13 protein-coding genes are annotated in these 16,150 nt (G+C 60.9%); 4 read left to right on the top strand and 9 right to left on the bottom strand.

Annotated features, from left to right (window positions below):
* Window positions 1-398 (bottom strand): hypothetical protein (locus tag AC0L16_RS30910; protein WP_473625270.1); only part of this gene is annotated, 398 nt, incomplete at its 3' end.
* On the opposite strand from AC0L16_RS30910, the gene AC0L16_RS30905 reads away from it, so the two are divergent.
* The 3 genes from AC0L16_RS30905 to AC0L16_RS30895 all read left to right on the top strand — a co-directional run bounded on the left by AC0L16_RS30905 (window position 379) and on the right by AC0L16_RS30895 (window position 4,895).
* Window positions 379-1,365 (top strand): right-handed parallel beta-helix repeat-containing protein, encoded by a 987-nt coding sequence (locus AC0L16_RS30905; protein ID WP_473625269.1) that lies wholly within the window; start codon window positions 379-381, stop codon window positions 1,363-1,365. The two genes, AC0L16_RS30910 and AC0L16_RS30905, sit on opposite strands and share 20 nt — an antisense overlap.
* Before the next feature lie 217 nt (window positions 1,366-1,582).
* Window positions 1,583-3,376, top strand: coding sequence for a type I secretion system permease/ATPase (locus tag AC0L16_RS30900; RefSeq protein ID WP_473625267.1), 1,794 nt, complete (start codon window positions 1,583-1,585; stop codon window positions 3,374-3,376).
* 265 nt (window positions 3,377-3,641) lie between these two features.
* The gene (locus tag AC0L16_RS30895; protein WP_128246374.1) at window positions 3,642-4,895 is read left to right on the top strand and encodes an HlyD family type I secretion periplasmic adaptor subunit; all 1,254 of its coding nucleotides are present in this window, start codon (window positions 3,642-3,644) and stop codon (window positions 4,893-4,895) included.
* 218 nt (window positions 4,896-5,113) lie between these two features.
* Here AC0L16_RS30895 and AC0L16_RS30890 read toward each other — a convergent pair whose 3' ends face one another.
* The 6 genes from AC0L16_RS30890 to AC0L16_RS30865 form a co-directional block, all read right to left on the bottom strand.
* Window positions 5,114-5,347, bottom strand: coding sequence for a hypothetical protein (locus tag AC0L16_RS30890; RefSeq protein ID WP_473625266.1), 234 nt, complete (start codon window positions 5,345-5,347; stop codon window positions 5,114-5,116).
* Window positions 5,348-5,453: 106 nt separating this feature from the next.
* The gene (locus AC0L16_RS30885; protein WP_473625265.1) at window positions 5,454-6,455 is read right to left on the bottom strand and encodes a nucleotidyltransferase family protein; all 1,002 of its coding nucleotides are present in this window, start codon (window positions 6,453-6,455) and stop codon (window positions 5,454-5,456) included.
* The gene (locus AC0L16_RS30880) at window positions 6,452-7,624 is read right to left on the bottom strand and encodes a PqqD family peptide modification chaperone (RefSeq protein WP_473625263.1); all 1,173 of its coding nucleotides are present in this window, start codon (window positions 7,622-7,624) and stop codon (window positions 6,452-6,454) included. The genes AC0L16_RS30885 and AC0L16_RS30880 overlap by 4 nt, the downstream gene beginning before the upstream one ends.
* 455 nt (window positions 7,625-8,079) lie before the next feature.
* Window positions 8,080-9,519 (bottom strand): exopolysaccharide biosynthesis polyprenyl glycosylphosphotransferase, encoded by a 1,440-nt coding sequence (locus AC0L16_RS30875; protein ID WP_473625262.1) that lies wholly within the window; start codon window positions 9,517-9,519, stop codon window positions 8,080-8,082.
* Between the two features lie 445 nt (window positions 9,520-9,964).
* Window positions 9,965-11,125, bottom strand: coding sequence for a glycosyltransferase (locus AC0L16_RS30870; protein WP_473625260.1), 1,161 nt, complete (start codon window positions 11,123-11,125; stop codon window positions 9,965-9,967).
* Entirely contained in the window at window positions 11,097-12,800 is a 1,704-nt protein-coding gene (locus AC0L16_RS30865) for a GMC family oxidoreductase (RefSeq protein WP_473625259.1), read from the bottom strand. The genes AC0L16_RS30870 and AC0L16_RS30865 overlap by 29 nt, the downstream gene beginning before the upstream one ends.
* A 199-nt stretch (window positions 12,801-12,999) precedes the next feature.
* On the opposite strand from AC0L16_RS30865, the gene AC0L16_RS30860 reads away from it, so the two are divergent.
* Window positions 13,000-14,217, top strand: a complete 1,218-nt coding sequence (locus AC0L16_RS30860; RefSeq protein ID WP_473625258.1) for a right-handed parallel beta-helix repeat-containing protein — start codon at window positions 13,000-13,002, stop codon at window positions 14,215-14,217.
* A 141-nt stretch (window positions 14,218-14,358) separates the two neighbouring features.
* Here AC0L16_RS30860 and AC0L16_RS30855 read toward each other — a convergent pair whose 3' ends face one another.
* Together AC0L16_RS30855 and AC0L16_RS30850 are read right to left on the bottom strand one after the other, a co-directional pair.
* A complete protein-coding gene (locus AC0L16_RS30855) occupies window positions 14,359-14,763 on the bottom strand; it encodes a recombinase family protein (protein ID WP_473625256.1) in 405 nt (134 codons plus the stop codon).
* Window positions 14,760-15,965, bottom strand: a complete 1,206-nt coding sequence (locus tag AC0L16_RS30850; protein WP_473625255.1) for a glycosyltransferase family 4 protein — start codon at window positions 15,963-15,965, stop codon at window positions 14,760-14,762. The genes AC0L16_RS30855 and AC0L16_RS30850 overlap by 4 nt, the downstream gene beginning before the upstream one ends.
* Between the last annotated feature and the right edge of the window lie 185 nt (window positions 15,966-16,150).

The following is a 16,150-nucleotide window of genomic DNA, read 5'->3' as shown; positions in this document are numbered from 1 at the left end:
CCGACGGAGACGGCCGCGTCAAGCCCGACATCGACCGTGACGGCCGAGACTTCCGCCGCTTCCGCGCCGACGGAGACGGCCGCGTCAAGCCCGACATCGACCGTGACGGCCGAGACTTCCGCCGCTTCCGCGCCGACGGAGACGGCCGCGTCAAGCCCGACATCGACCGTGACGGCCGAGACTTCCGCCGCTTCCGCGCCGACGGAGACAGCCGCGTCAAGCCCGACATCGACCGTGACGGCCGAGGCTCCCACTTCCGCCGCTTCCGCGCCGACGGAGACAGCCGCATCGAGCCCGACATCGACCGTCACGGCCGAGGCTCCCACTTCCACCGCTTCCGCGCCGACGGAGACAGCCGCGTCGAGCCCGACATCGACCGTGACGACCGAGGCTCCCACTTCCACCGCTTCCGCGCCGACGGCACCCACGCAGCCGGCGCAGGGTCTTACCCACACCACCACACCGATCCAATCGGAGTACGATGGCCAGGTGATTGAAAATCTTGACATCTACGTCACCAACGGGGACGCGGTCACGATTACGCACGACAATGTCATCCTGCGCAATGTTCGTATTCATCACGCCGAAGGCGACGGGGTGTCGGTATCGGGCGCAACCGGCGTCACCATCGAGAACACCGAGGTCATCAACGCCGACCCGCCGGCGGGAATCGACGCCGAGACGAGCCCGGACATCATCAACATCAGGGCAGAAAACGCCGCGAACCTGACCGTTCAAAACACCACGGTGCGGGAAGGCTCGACCGGCATCTATCTCGTGGACTCGCCCGGTGCGGATCTTTCGCATGTCGATGGCTACGACTTCCATGGCCCCTTCCCGCGCGGTCAGTTCGTCCAGTTCAACAACTCGGGCAATAGTTCGCTGACCGACTTCTATGCCGTCAACGACGCCGCCAACTCGCATCCTGAGGATATCGTCTCGGTCTATGGCAGCCCGAATACGACGATCTCTAACGGGGTGATCGACGGTAACAACTCCGTGACCGGCGTCGGCGTGATGTTCGAGAACGGATCGACCGGCGGCAGGGTGCAGAACGTTGACGCCATCCATCAGGGCAATGGCGCGTTCTCGTCCTACGCGAGCGATGTGACCTTCGACGATACGAGGTCGTTCGACGGTATCAACGCCGATCAAGGCCGCGGGGCTTCCTCTTCGAATGGACTGATCTGGAATGTCAGCTCCGGCGGGGTCAGCGTCCTGAACTCGAGCTACACCAACGCTGGCAACCCCAACAACATCATTTGGGACAAGTCAAAGGCGGTCGTAGCCGACGTGCACGAGGATGCCGCCGCCACCCCAATGGCACACATCGATAACCAGTTCGCCTGGGACTACGCAGTCTGAACAGGTGGCGCAACCGGCTGAAGCAGACGGTTGCGCCACACTTCAGCACGGTGTGATGGGGCAGGGCTCGCGCTCGGACCAACTCGGCGGGTGGTTCCGTCGGGGGATTTTTGCATGAGACCTCGCCTGCCCTGCCGCCTTCCTCGCTCGTGAACAGAGGCCTAAAAATGGCCAGGTTAGAGCGCCCTGCGACCGCTTCACTGGATTCGGATAATAGATGACAAATTTCTCCTTGCACGTGCCCTCGCCGCTGGCGGTGGCCTTGCGCGAGATCCGTCCGGGCCTCTGCGCGGCCGGCGGGCTCTCGCTCTTCATCAATCTTCTCATGTTCGTGTCTCCGCTCTACACGATGCAAATTTATGATCGCGTCCTAACGAGCCGTAATGCCGTCACGCTCGTCATTATTTCGGTGATCGTTGGCGTGTTGCTGATGACCTATGGGACCCTCGAACATTATCGGGCTCGTATCCTCCAGCAGGCTGGCGTGCGGTTCGACCGGCTCTTGTCTGGTCCCGCATTCGAGGCGGCGCTTTCCTCGGCGCTGCGTGCCCGCGGGTCGAATCATGCACAGACCCTGCGCGATCTCGACCTCATGCGCGACATTCTTTCGGGCGGCGTCATCATGGCGCTGATGGACGCGCCCTGGGCTCCGATCTACATCGTGATCTGCTTCCTACTTCACCCGTTGATCGGCCTTGTGGCCCTCGTCGGCGCGGTGGCGATAGTGACGATCGCACTCGTAAATGAGCGAGCGACGAAGGGCTTGCTCTTGCGAGCCTCGCTCACGAACACTCGCGCGATCGACAGGCTGGGCTCCTCGCTGCGCAATGCAGAGGCAATTCGGGGGCTCGGGATGGGGCCCGCTATCCGGTCACGGTGCACCGGAATCCGCGAGGAAGCGCTAGGTTACTCCGTCAGCGCGGGCGAGCGCGGCGGCACACTTCTTGCGTTGTCCAAGTTTCTGCGCATGGCCATTCAAACGGCCATGATGGGCATCGGTGCGTACCTGGCTATTAACCAGGAAATCTCCGGGGGCGTCCTGTTTGCGGCGTCGCTTATCATGGGTCGGGCGCTTGCCCCTATTGAGATCATGGTGGCGCAATGGAAAAGTATCGTGTCCGCGCGCAGCGCCCATGCGCGCCTGGAACGCATATTCGAGGAGAACCCGCCCATTGCTGGACGCGTGCGTCTGCCTGACGTCAGGGGTACGGTTTCCGTCGAGAACCTTTTCGTCCTCGCCCCCGGTACGAACACGCCGGTCGTCATGGGCGCGACGTTCACGCTGAAAGCGGGAGAGGTCGTCGCCCTCGTTGGTTTATCGGGCTCGGGCAAATCCTCGCTCGCGCGTGCGCTTGTGGGTGCGTGGCCGCCGGCGCAAGGATGCGTGCGACTCGATGGCAACGATTTGCGCCATTACGATCCGGACCAACTCGGCACCGCGCTCGGCTACCTGCCCCAGGATATTGAGCTGTTCTCCGGTTCCGTGCGCGACAACATTGCGCGCTTCCGAGCTGACGCGGTCGATGCGCAGGTGACCGAGGCGGCAACACTCGCCTCTGCGCACGAGATGATCCAGCGCCTCCCCAAAGGGTATATGACCGACATCGGGGAGGATGGAGTCGGACTGTCGGGTGGGCAGCGGCAGCGGGTCGGTCTCGCGCGCGCCCTGTTTGGCGAGCCGAGCTTCGTCGTGCTCGATGAGCCTGATGCCAATTTGGACAGCGATGGCAATCGCGCACTGATCCGGGCAATCGAAGGGTTGCGGAGAGACGGAAAGACCGTTGTGATCGTGACCCACAGGCCGAACCTCCTGTCGGCGGTGGATCGAATGATCATCATGCAGGAAGGACGAATAGCGCAGATGGGCAGTCGTGACCAGTTGCTGCCGTCGCTCGTCGGCCCGAACGTAGCGCCGGCACCGCGGCGGCCCGTCTGGGATGGAGGGCGCGCCGGACCGCCGGCGTCAGATCCAGCGCACTCTCTCCTCCGCCGGACACGCGTCGATGCATAACGAGTCGAAACCAATGATGATGCCTGACACCTCGAAAAGGACGGCAATCATAGCACGGGTTCGCGGGCTCCCGATGCGGACGGCCCGCTCGACCCCTGCCCCCACTTGTACAAGCGCGGTGGGGCCGACACTTTCCGCGCTCTTGCGTGCAGGACGGGTGACTCGAGCTAGCTTCCCGCAGATTTTCGCGCCGTTAGATTTTGCCGGCTCAGACCACAAGCCGGCGCACGCAAACCTCTCCGGCGACTGGCGCAAGCCCGCGCGGATGGGCTTTGGCATCGTCGTGCTGACCTTCGGCATCCTCGGCGGGTGGGCCTCTCTGGCCAGCCTCGACAGCGCGGTGATCGCTTCGGGTACAGTTGTGGTCGAAACCGACCGCAAGGCGGTTCAGCACCTTGCGGGCGGTATCGTGCGCGACATTCTCGTCTCGCCCAACGCACATGTGACCGAGGGTCAGGTGCTCGTGCGCCTTGATCTCACCGAGGCGCAGGCGCAGGGCGAAATCGCGAGGTCCGCTGTCTTCTCGCTGCTTGCCGAGAAGGCACGGCTGCAGGCGGAACTGGACGGAGCCGAAATGGTCACTTTCCCGCGCGAACTCACGCTAGGGAGCGCCCCCCTCGCCCAGCGCGCGATGGAAGACCAGTTGCGACTGTTCAACAAGCGCCGCTTGGCCCGTACGAACGAGGTTCCCATTTTGCAGGAGCGCATCGCCCAGTCCGAACGGAAGATCGAGGCCATGCAATCCCAAAGCGAGGCTGTCCGTTTGCAGATCGAGAGTATCACAGAAGAGCACGATATGCTGGCGCCCTTAGCCCATAAGGGCATCATTCTGGGCACGCGGCTGACCGCGCTCAAACGGCAGCAGGCCGATCTCCAAGGTCAGCTTGGTGCCTTCCTTGCCGAAATAGCGGGCGAGCGCCACACTATCGGCGAGGCGCGACTCCAGATCGAGCAAGTCGGGCGCGAGGCCATCGAAGAGGTCTCGGCACAGTTTGCCGAGACCAGTGCCAAGCTCACCGACGCCGGCGAAAAGCTGCACGTTGCAGATGACGTGCTCAACCGCACCGAAATACGCGCACCGCGGTCCGGGCGCGTTGTCGGCTTTAAGGTACACACGATAGGAGCCGTGGTTCGCCCCGGCGAAACCTTGATGGAGATCGTCCCTGATGACGACACTCTGATCGTCTCGGCGAAGATGTCGCCGGTCGACATCAACAATGTTGCCGAGGGCCTTCCTGCCGAGATCCGACTGCCTTCGTTCAAGGCTCGCTCGACGCCGGTCGCGATCGGCGAGGTGCAGACCGTTGCCGCAGACGCGCTCCATGACGAAGTGACGCGTGAGCCCTACTACGAGTTGAAAGTTTCCGTGCAGGTCTCTCAGTTCCCCGAACAGGTCCGCGAGAAACTTAGGCCCGGCATGCCGGCGGAGGTGATCGTTGCAACCGGCGAGACGACCGTGCTGTCCTACTTGACGCAACCTCTGACGGATGCGTTCCGTCTCGGCATGCGCGAAAACTGAGCCCTTGCCGGGCTGCTGGCATCCCTGCGGTCGACCCCTTCCTTAGACGGGATCAGGGTAGACCGCAGAGACGCGGCAATATGGCAGGATCGATGACCGCCGAAGCCAAGATCGGGCGAAGCGCGCTTCCGTTTCCACGGCCGCCTCCAACCGACTTAGGCATTCCGGACTACGCGTCATCTATGATCGGCCAGAACGACCAAAGAAACCAAACCATTCTAACGCTTGCGGCCAACAGAGTGGAAATGTTTCTTGATGCCCCCTCCATGTCCGGGACGTGCGCCATGCGATGCGGCAATAGCTTGCGAGTTCAAGCTCGTGCCAAGCAACAGAGCAATTGATGGAGGTGTTACAACCGCAAAACGCCCGGCATTCTTTAGAAATTCACGACGTGCCTGTTCTTCCGGGACAAGTTTATCTGTCCTTCCTTTGGAATATTTCCCGCTCTTCATCAAACGTACTCCAGGCTGAGAATAACAACTCTAACCACATAATCTAACATATGCGCCTCGTGAAGACACCGCGCCATCGGGATACAAGTCAGGAAATTAAGTATTACTACACTTTTGACCCGAGATCGCCGTCAAGGAGGATGCTAGTGGCGCGGCGTCCAAAGTCGAGCGGACTCCGTCGGCCCAAGCCATCGCCATGTAGGAGTCGCCACATACCCCACAGCGAATTGCCGACCAGGCGCAATGGAACGCCGAGGACGGGATGGTACAAGGGGAAGACTCGCCGCCAGTGTTGAAAGCGAACCAATGGGCGCCGCACATATTGCGCCGGCGCTCTGACGCCAAAGAAGTGACTCAATGCCAGGAGTTGAGTATCGAACGCGTTCCGCGCGCTCTGATCGGGCAAGGATGTTCGGAGCACCGCCCAATCCAGCTTATGCTGTTCCGCCAGCCGTGCCAGATCATAAAGATGGCGAAAGTCGGTCCTTCCGCGCCAGTAGTCCGCCTCCTTGATGAGATCATGCATGATCCAGTGGAGGGCCCGCGACTGTGGGGCGGGGATTTTCGCCCTAAGGCCGTGGCGGCGGGCAAGCCTCGGGGACTCGCGGTCAATCTCCCGGTACGGCCGGAGCTCCAGGAGACCGACGTCTTGCGGGCGCGCCATGCCACCATCGACCGTCACTTCGGCATAGCCAAGCTTGGCAAGGCAAGCCCGGGCAGCCTCTACTGTGTCCGTTTCCACAGCCAGGTCGAGATCGCTCATCATCCTGTCGGGAATCCTGCCGCTCGACGAAAGGAACAAGGGAACGGCCCCTTTGAGCAGAACGGGAACGATGCCCCACTGATTGAGGGCAGCAACGGCTTCATTCAGCTGCCTGCGCAAGCGCAAATTGCGTTGCCGGTTGCAGCGGTAAATGAACTGAAGATACTCGCCCACGTCTTCGGGGAGCCGGTCAAGCTGGCCCGTACGCGCAAGAGCGGCGAACAAGGCGGGCGTAAGCAGAGTATGATTGGCGAGTGCAATCACCGCCTGCCAGTCGGCCGTTACCACCAGGCGGCCGCGAAGTCCAGCGATCAGGGCCTCGAGCGCATTCCTGGTGGGCTTCATCGGCACGCCGCCTTCAGCAGTTCCAACGCGTCATCCAGTTTGGCATAGGTCAGGCAAAAGCCCTGTGCCGATCGGATGACTTGGCAAAGAACGTCAAACGCAGTGCTGCTTAGCTCCTTGTTCCGCGCAAAGGCGCCGTTCAGCAAGCCACCTAGGATGTCGGTCGGCTCAATCACCCGCAGGGAAGGTTTGGCATCCTGCGTCCGACAGAGCATGACCACCCAGCCCACGGGCCGGGGAACGGGAGCGACATAATCCTTAGGCAGAAGAAAACGCACGCGCCTGCGATCGGGGCGCCGGTAAACCGGAGACCTGCCGAGTTCGGGGAAATATTCTCCCAGAATGGGCCATGATCCCGATTTGACTGCAGGCGCAAAAGCAAGGCCGATACCCTGTCCGGCCGAGTCGAGAAGTGTCACATCGTCTGCCGCGAAGCCAAACCCCGCGTGGACCAGCGCCAAGGTCAGCGTCGTCTTGCCCGAGCCGGGGTTACCACAAAGGAGGAGCGTGCGGCCGTTCTTGAAAAGCGCCGCCGCATGGAGGGCGAGTTCATATTCACTGTGCCCAAGCACTTCGGCCAGCAGTTGCCCTTTGACCATAATGGGTATCTCGTCGCGACCGCAGGAATCAGTCCAGTGGCCATCCCGGAACAGGTGGATCCGCTCCCCGCGCTCAACCAGATGGAATAGAACGTCGACGGTCCTGTTTCGAACCTCGAGATGCTGCAATACGGTCGCGGCCGGAAAGGCGACGGCGGCCGGATACAGTATGCGCGCACACACGCCTGGAACAGCAACGACCTGGCCGAGATATTGATGAACTGCGGTTGGGCACGGCGGTGGAGCAGGCTGGATTAGGCCGAGCCGTTCCCAGTCCCGAAGGGCAGCCTCGACATAGCCATAGGCCTCTTGCCTATCAACGCCACGGGCTGCCATCTCGCCCAAAATAGCCTCGACCGGCGCGCCTTCTTGAAGCGAGCGCCAGATATCCGCCGCAGTGTCATTGAGCGCAAAAACTGCCCCCTGTGTCGAGCTGAGCAGGATATTTTGCCCTTTGATGCATGCAAGCCGACCTTGGGGAACTAACCTCGCCGCAGCATACTCGACAAGGGGAGGCCCCGCAGTTCGGTCAGTGGTTCGGGTTTGTTGCGGACTCACAGAAGCCGTCATCCTCGTTTGTCTGGGCGTGGAGATCGTTCGATTCGAGTGAAACCCACGACCAGAGAGACACGATCTTCGTCAATCGCTCGAGTCATAGCATTCCTCTCCGCTCCCATAGCGGTACCTTGCCAAACGCCGTTGCCGTGCGGCCACTTTTGCTTGAAGTCGCAGGTTATGCATTGAGCGGTCGCTGTGTTTCGCACTGATCATCGCTTGCATTCAGATGTTCTGTAACAGCTGTTCTGTAATAGCGCCTTTGGTCGTAGAGCCGCACATCTCATGGTGTCGAGCCTCATCCAAAGTGGTATTCAACTGATAGCGTCGAAGAAGAGGTTCGCTTTTTCCGAGTGTGTCGCTTGGCAGTTAATTAATGGGGTCGTCTGCCAGCCGCCCCGCCACTCCTTGCAAATCAATCGCTTGCCACACAAAATCGCCTCCAGCGGCCTCGGACCGGCAAAGTTGGGCTAGAAGGCGTTTCGCCCCGTCCAGATGCGGGGGATGGTCAGAAGCAGGATCTTTACGTCGAGCCAGACCGACCAGTTGTTGACGTACCACATATCGTGTTCGACACGCTTGATCATCATGTAGACATGCGGCGTCGCGCCGCGGCAGCCATTTATTTGTGCCCAGCCGGTGATCCCCGGCTTCACCTTGTGCCGAGCCGGATAGAGAGAAATGATCTGGCTGTATTCGCTGTCATGCGCCATCGCGTGCGGCCGCGGGCCTATCAACGACATGTCGCCCTTCAGCACGTTCCACAGCTGCGGAACCTCGTCGATACTGAACCTTCTCAGTATGCGCCCAACACGAGTGACGCGGGGATCGCCCCTGCAGGCTTGAGGGACAACAGGCCCATCCTCCAGGATCGTCATCGTTCGGAACTTATAGATCTTGAACGTGCGGCCATTGAACCCGGCCCGACGCTGACAGAAGAGCACCGGCCTCCCGCATTCGAGCGCAATCAGCCCCGCTACAACGGCCAGAAGGGGCAAAAGAAATGGAAGGGCGGCAGTGGTCAGCACAACGTCGAAGAGCCGCTTCGTAAGCAGCTGAGGCGCCGTTAGGGGCGCGCGTTGCAGTTCTATCGCCCTCGTCCCCCCCAGGTTGACGACAGGTCGCTTCAAGAGCGCGCTAACGACGTGGTCCGGAAGGAGCCTTACAGGGACCGGAACCACACAAAGGTGAGCCGTGATTTTCTCAATCAGGGATATGTCAGCCCAACTGACAGCAAGAACTATCTCGTCGACAGAACGCCGACGCACATGTTCAATGAGGTTATCCATACACCCAAGGAGCGAGCCCTCGCTGGATGCCGCCGGCAATGTAATCGTTTGGCAGACGTCGCATCCGGAAGCCTCGATTGCCTGGACTACGCCACTTGGCACGCGCACGTCCGATTGCGTTACGATCACTACTTGCGGTTTGGCAAGCATGTCCGACCTGGTCAAGGAGGCAAACAGTCGTCCGGCGCCCAAGCGCACGAAGATGATGCCGCCAACTCCCGTCACGAAGAACAGCATGACGGCTTGGCGCGAAAACATGTCTCCCACCTTGAGTGCAAGCGCCACAACCGACAGGCAAAGAAAGACCGCCGTCCAGATCAGCACGACCTCCTTGATCTGAGAGGCCAGCGACCGCGGCTCGGAACTCAGATATAGTCCGCGCGCATATGCGGAAGTCGAAAAAAGGGCGGCTACAACAACACCGAGCCCGAAGTTCCGGCCGTACTCGCCGAAATGTCCGAAACTCACAAGATCATATACCATTCCCGAGACGATGCTGAGCAGAACGACGGACAGTGCCTCAAGAAGCGGAAACGACTGCAGAAGAACATTGCCCTTGAGGTTCCACCGCGGTGCGTTTGACGTGACGCCCGCACGGGGGTCTTCATGAAGAAGTGCCATGACGTTCACCTGCGTTCAAAGCCGCATCGATCCACCAATGTCGTGACGACCGCCTCCCTCCTCGGCTGAAAACCGCCGAAATGCCCAGCGCGACTGCATCCGCCGCCTGCGGTCATTGCCCTTCACGCGAAGTTCGATAGCCATGGGCTGCGGTAGCACTCGGTTATTGGAGTTGAGAGAATGGCAGCGACACTGTGCGAATCCAATTCGGCATAAGCTCTAACCCCAAAGGGTAGAGCCGGCGGACACACGACCCTCTCCTTGCCCGCTTCCGGCGCCTGTTAGCTCTTCGGAGTAGCTCGAAATGAAATGCTCTCGCGCGCAGCACTGGAGCGGCGGACGCTCCGACGGAAGCGACCGGTTCGGAACTGCCGCTCTTTCTCTTTGTTTGAGCACTGTTTGAGCACCGAACCCGAAACCGGTTCCCACTTTCGGGCCTGATCGTCTAGGCGAGCGCCATCGCATCGGCGGCGATCTGTCGCAGCAGGGACTTGCGAATATGGAGTCGCGGCAGCGGCTCCATTCCGATCGTGGCAAGGATGTGCTCCCAACGGTAAACCCAATCGTGCATCTCTAGGCAACGGACCGCGCTTGTCCGGCGCAACAATTCTGTGCGGCCGGGGCTTACGTCGAGTTCGCCAATTACGCCTGCGATACTGCTCGAGTCTGGTGATACCTCGATCACCGCGTCTTGCCAGTCAAAATGCTCGCCGAATTCGGCGCATTGCGGCCTGGTCCCAAGCATGACGGCGCCCCCCGCGGCACCTTCGAAGAGACGGGCAGGCAGCACCTGCTCGCCGGCGACCGTGACGGACTTGGAGTTCGCAAGTGCCGCTGGACTGAATGCCATGAAATAGCGCGTGCGCCTGATGATATTGGCGAGCAGCAACCGATGCTCATGCCAGTCCCTGACCCGGGAATCTGTGCTTGCGAGCGTGTCGTAGAGATAGAAGAAGTCCCGGTCTTGGGCCAGGTTCAGAAGCTGGCGGTGTATTTTCGCGGCTCGGTTGCCGTACGAGTATACGTCGACCACGCGTTTGACCGGCGACAGATACGGCGTTGAAATAAGGCCGTCGACACCCGTGGCAAGAAAGGAACAGGGCGTGCGGGTGTATTGAGGCAGGCGCGGTAGGCACGCGCTGTGCAACAGGAACACGTGGTCGAACTGGTCCAGGAGCTTCAGATATTGGCGGTCCTGTTCGAGCGTGCTCGACCAGAGTTCGAACAGATACGCGACAGCAACCTTGCAGCGGCCGCGCCAGTCGTGGATCCGAGACAATTCTACAAGACTTTGCGGGCTCCAGGCGACGAAGAAGAAAAGGTCATAGTCTTGCGTGAGCTGAACATTCTCCATGGTTGGCGCGTTCCTCAAGCCTAGCCCTTTCCGAACCGCATTCGTCAGTCGGTTGAAGTCACGCTGGACGTTGTGAGGGTCGTGCTTTGGCAAGATGGCGTGAAAGTGTCTCGTCAGGTAGTTGTCGAGGCCGGGGGCGATTAGATCGGCGTCCTCGCATTCCGCAACAATGCGGCAGAACTCATACGCCAACGCAAAGTGTGCTCGGTCCTTCGCATTGAATTCAGAGGCAACCAGTGTACGTCTCTTCAAGGAATTCTCCCGGCAGTTGTCGTTCAGGTTTTCGGCTACACGGCTGCTTGTCGCGCTCCAGTGCCGGGAGGGGTTGCCGGCCAAGGACCATGTCTGCCGCCTTTTCCGCGATCATAAAGACAGCGGCCGAGGTGTTGGCCGAGGGAACGGCGGGCATGATGGAAGCATCAGCGACCCGCAGGCCCTCGAGGCCGTGGACCCGCAACTGGTCGTCCACGACAGATGCTGCACTGTCCAATGGGCCCATTCGGCACGATCCGCACAAATGATAGGTGGTCAGCCCGATTTCGCGGGCGAACTGAAGACGGTCAGCGTCGTCCGTTATCTTCGGGCCGGGAAGCTCTTCCGTGCAGTTGTAGCGCCTTAGCTCGGGGGCGCGAAACAGCTGCTGGACAGTCTTCATGCCGTCGATGACGACCTGTCGGTCCTGATCATCGGCGAGGTAGTTGGGCTGGACGAGCGGAGCTCGAAACGGATCGGCCGAGACGGCCCGCACGTGTCCGATGCTCTTCGGCCGCAACTGATAGTAGCCAAGCTTGATAACAGGAAACCGCCGCGCGCGGTGGTCAGTATAATTGCCCAATGCAAGTTCAAGCTGGATATCGGGGGTGGAGTGAATATCCCGCGAGTTGAGGTACCCGTAGACGAGCGATGGGCTGACGGCGAGAAAGTTCGGGCGACCCAGCATCCATTTGGCCGCCTCGCGCAGGAGGGCGACGCCGTGTCCGCTGACCGTTTCAATGCCCTCTACCCGGGCGATCAGGTGGACCGCATAGTGGTCCTGGACATTTGCACCGACTCCGGACAATTCGTGCACGACCGGAATCCCGAGCTTGCAGAGCATACGCGCGGCACCGACGCCGGACTGCTGCAGCAGCTTTGGTGAGTTCGCGGCTCCGGCGCAGAGGATCACCTCGCAACGGGCCTTCACCTCGCTCATGGGATGACCCGGCTCGCGTGCATACCGAACGCCGATGGCCCGCTTTCCCTCGAACAGGACGGCAGTGGCCTGCGCTTTCGTGCGGACCTCCAGGTTCTTCTTTTTGGCCATCGGCCGCAGGAAAGCCCGCGCTGCGCTCACGCGCCATCCCTTGTCGATATAGCGCTGATAGTAGCCCACGCCGGCTTGGCTCGCGGCATTGTAGTCGGGATTGCGCGGGACGCCGGCATTGAGCGCGGCCTCGATGAATGCATCACAAAGCGGATGTCGCCAATCGCAGTCTGTAACCGGAAGTAGCCCGTCTGTCCCGCGGTAGAAGGGATCGCATTCCCCAATCCTGCGCTCGCTTCTCTTGAAATAGGGCAGCAGGTCGGCGTAGCGCCAGCCTCGATTGCCCTGGCGGGCCCACTCGTCGAAGTCCGCGGCGGCGCCACGGTTGTAGATCATCCCGTTAATTGCGGTCGAACCACCCAGTGTCTTGCCCTGCGGCATCGGAATAGAGCGATTGGCGGTCCCCGGGCTCGGCTCCGTTTCGAACTGCCAGGCATATTTCGGATTCGAGCATGTCTTGTAGAGTCCCGCCGGAATGTGCAGAAGGATGCTGCTGTCGGCCGGCCCCGCCTCGAGCAGGCAGACCGTATTGGTGCCGTCAGCCGCCAGACGATTGGCCAACACGCAGCCTGCCGCCCCGGCTCCGACGATCACATAGTCAAAGACATCCGCCTCAACCGACATCGCTTCGCACTCAGCTTATCGCCAGCTTCAGAGAATGGCAGGGAATCCGGCAGATGGCACTTTGCCCATCGGGATTAAGCCTTATGAAGGCTTTCGCGGCGGGCTGAATAGAGAGATGGTGTGCGGAATGCTGTGCGGGCTGCCGCCAATCCGCATTCTTCGGGAACCTGCGCCGGCTGGCGCACAGGGGGAGATGGGGATGCCTGACGACAATCTCGCCGAGGAAGCCGCCTTGCCGAGAGGACGGACGCGGCATGCCCATCTGCATCTCGTCGGCCACCTCGACGTCTCCGCACAAGCGGAGCCGACGTCTGGCACCCGAACGGGTCGCGCGGCCGGCAGTCTCTTGAAACCCCGCCTTAATCGGCGCTATCTCCTTGCCGGGCTGCTGGCGCTGCCCGTCTCGGGCGTCGTCGGCGCAGAATTGTATCTGGGCATGGGGCGATCGGACGGCGGTAAATGGTTCGGGGGAGCGGCCGCCTTTCTGCGTCCAAGCGGACCGGTGCTTTCGCGCGCAGATGGGCAGATCATTGAAAATCTTGACATTTATGCGCCCCAAGGCAACGGGATCACGATACTCCATCAGGGCGTCATTGTTCGCAGCTGCCGCATCCGTCATGCCATGGGCAGCGGGATATACGCCCGGGGAGCCGCCGGAATACGCTTGCAGAACCTCGAGATCGACCATGTCGGGGCTCCCCCCTCGGGGACCGGACCAAGCCAGAACCGCAACAACATAAAGCTGGAAAGCTGCCCGGATGCGATCATCACCCGAGTTAAGGCGTCCCGCGGCTCTTCCAACATCTATGTCGTCGACTGTCCGGGCACCCAGATGAGCTTCCTCGAACTCCACGACGCGCGCGGGCCGTTCCCGCGTGGACAGAATGTGCAGTTCAACCGCTCTCCGGATACGAGCTTGGAAGACTTCTCGGCCGAGAATGGTCCCACCTCCTGGACCGAGGACAATATTTCTGTCTTTCACTCGGACCGCTGTGTCGTTCGGCGTGGACTCGTCTTCTATAACAACAGCCCGACCGGGGCTGGCGTCATGCTGGAGGGAAGCTTCAATTGCCTTGTCGAAGACGTCGATACCGTTCAACAGGGCAACGGCGCCTTCTCGGCTGTCCCGCAGGGTAAGGTCGGCAGTGGCGGATGCTCGTTCAATCGCTGCCGGATCCGGGACACCTACAACGAGCAGCGGGACGGCCGGGACGCCCCGACATCCAACGGCCTGTCGTTCCAGACCCGGATATCAGAAGGCGCTGAAAAGCACAGCATTAAGAACTGCTGCGTCTACGCGCTCGCCAATCCCGGCAACATCATCTGGGAAACGGCGGCTGTGCATGCCGGGTGGTCCATCGAGCGCAAGGCATTTGATCCCAGGCCGCCATTGCAGCTTGCCTTCGACTGGCAGTGAGCGGAGGGGGCGCTACAGCGCCGCGCGTCTTATCAGATGCGCAAAGGTCGCTGTAACACGTTAAAATTGCTGCATGTTTGTATCCTTAAATCGGTTAGGATTTATAAGGAGACATGCAGTAGCGTTGCCTCCGACCATGCCCTACCGACGACGACGCAAAAAGAGAAACAGGTCTGCCAACATTGACCGCGGCGGAGACATCCCAAGCGTCCAGAGAGGCGCTGACGCAAGAATCATGCGTCCCGTCGTCGTGCTCGTATCGACAGGTGTGTCAACGATGCGAAGACCGACACCCTTGGTGCCAAGCCTTTCGATGAGCGCCAGCACTTCGCGGGTTGTGCGCGCAACACGGTACGGCTTCGTGATCGCAATCACGTCTCCTTTCCCGGCACATGCGATCGCCCTCTCCAGCTCCGGCGTCGAGCCGAACATGCTGGCCCTCTCGCAGAAGAAGTTCTCGGCTCCCAACCGGGCAAGATAAAGCTTCTGCGCCTCCAGCCTTGCGGTCGGTTCGAAGGTGTTGATACGACAGTAGCCGATGATCATCGCCTTGCCCAATCGTAAGAAGCCTTCAGGGAATGGGATGCAAGGAGCCCGACAAGCCGCTGACGGTCTGGGAGCCGCGGTTCGTCAGTCCCTTTCTCTTCCTTCCCCTTCGCGGAGATTCCGATATTGGATTGCAATCCGGAGGGTTCCGCGAGCTCCAGATATTGCTTTGCAACACTGTGAGCATCGAACTGTCTAACCCTCTCGCGGGCACCCGCCGACAAACGCGACCAAAGGTCATCATCGTCCAGCACCGCCTTCAGCGCTGCGGCCATCGCCTCGGCCTGTGGTTCGACCACTGCCCCATTCACGCCATCCGCGAGCAGATCCCGGCTGAGCCTTGAAGATCCGACGATGGGCGTGCCGGTGGCGATCGCCTCCATCACCGTTGCCGAGGCGACAGGGACCGTATAGCGCGTGGGGAAAGCGGCGACGCGAACGCGGCTGTGTAGTTCGCGAACGCGCGCTCCCTCTGCCATGCCGAGAAGGACCACGTGCCCCCGTATCGCTTCAGGAAGAGCGTCGACCGCCTCCGTCACCGGTCGTGTGATGTCACCCGTAACGTAGAGCCGTACGGAAGGGTCGTTCAGGGCGCCGAATGCACGGATCGTAGCCTCCGGCACCTTGTAGGGCGCGGTGCCGGCATGGAGGATTGCCCGCTCGCGATCTGCCAGTCCACGCGACGCATATGACTGGCGATCGATACATTCGGGAATTTTCAGGATTCGGTCTCTTGGCAGCCCAAGATCTTGGACGAGTTCTTCCTGAAGGTCGGTCGTAGTGGCGACGACGTGGTGGCAGCGCCGCGTGCTTATCCGTCGAATGGCTCGCCGGACCGCCGCAAGCGGCCCTTTCCGCCTCTGAAGATCATGGACGATCTGGACGATCGTGCCATGCAGAGGAAGCGGCACCGTCTCGCTATGGATGACAAGGTCGGGCCGGAACCGATTGATAATGCCGATCGCCCGCAGCCACGCCGCGACCGAGGCCGGCCCGGTCAAAGGCGTCCGGCTCAATCCGATTATCGGTAGCTCGAGCCGAGGAGCAAGAAGTCGCTGGAATTTTGCGCGGCTTTTGAAGGTGCCGATCACGATCAGCACCTGGTGCCCCAATTCGAGCAACGCCTGGGCAAGTGCCACAATGAAGATGCTCACACCGTCAGGCGAATCCAAGGGTTCGCGCCGGGTCAAGACAATGCGCATTTGATCACACCGTTACAATAGGGGCCTGCGAGCGGCCGCAGCCTCCCGTCGCACCGTGTTTCAGCAATGGAAGCAAAAAAGGACCTCTCCGAGGTATGTGAGGCGGTAGGATCGATCCTCAGGGCCTATCCATCAACGACAAATAGGGAGTACCCCGACCCGCCGGCATGGCCGCACTGCGCTCG

The sequence above is a fragment of the Mesorhizobium sp. WSM4848 genome (assembly GCF_055811375.1).
Note: the sequence above shows the minus strand (reverse complement) of the source record. Positions and strands in the feature narration are given on the sequence as shown.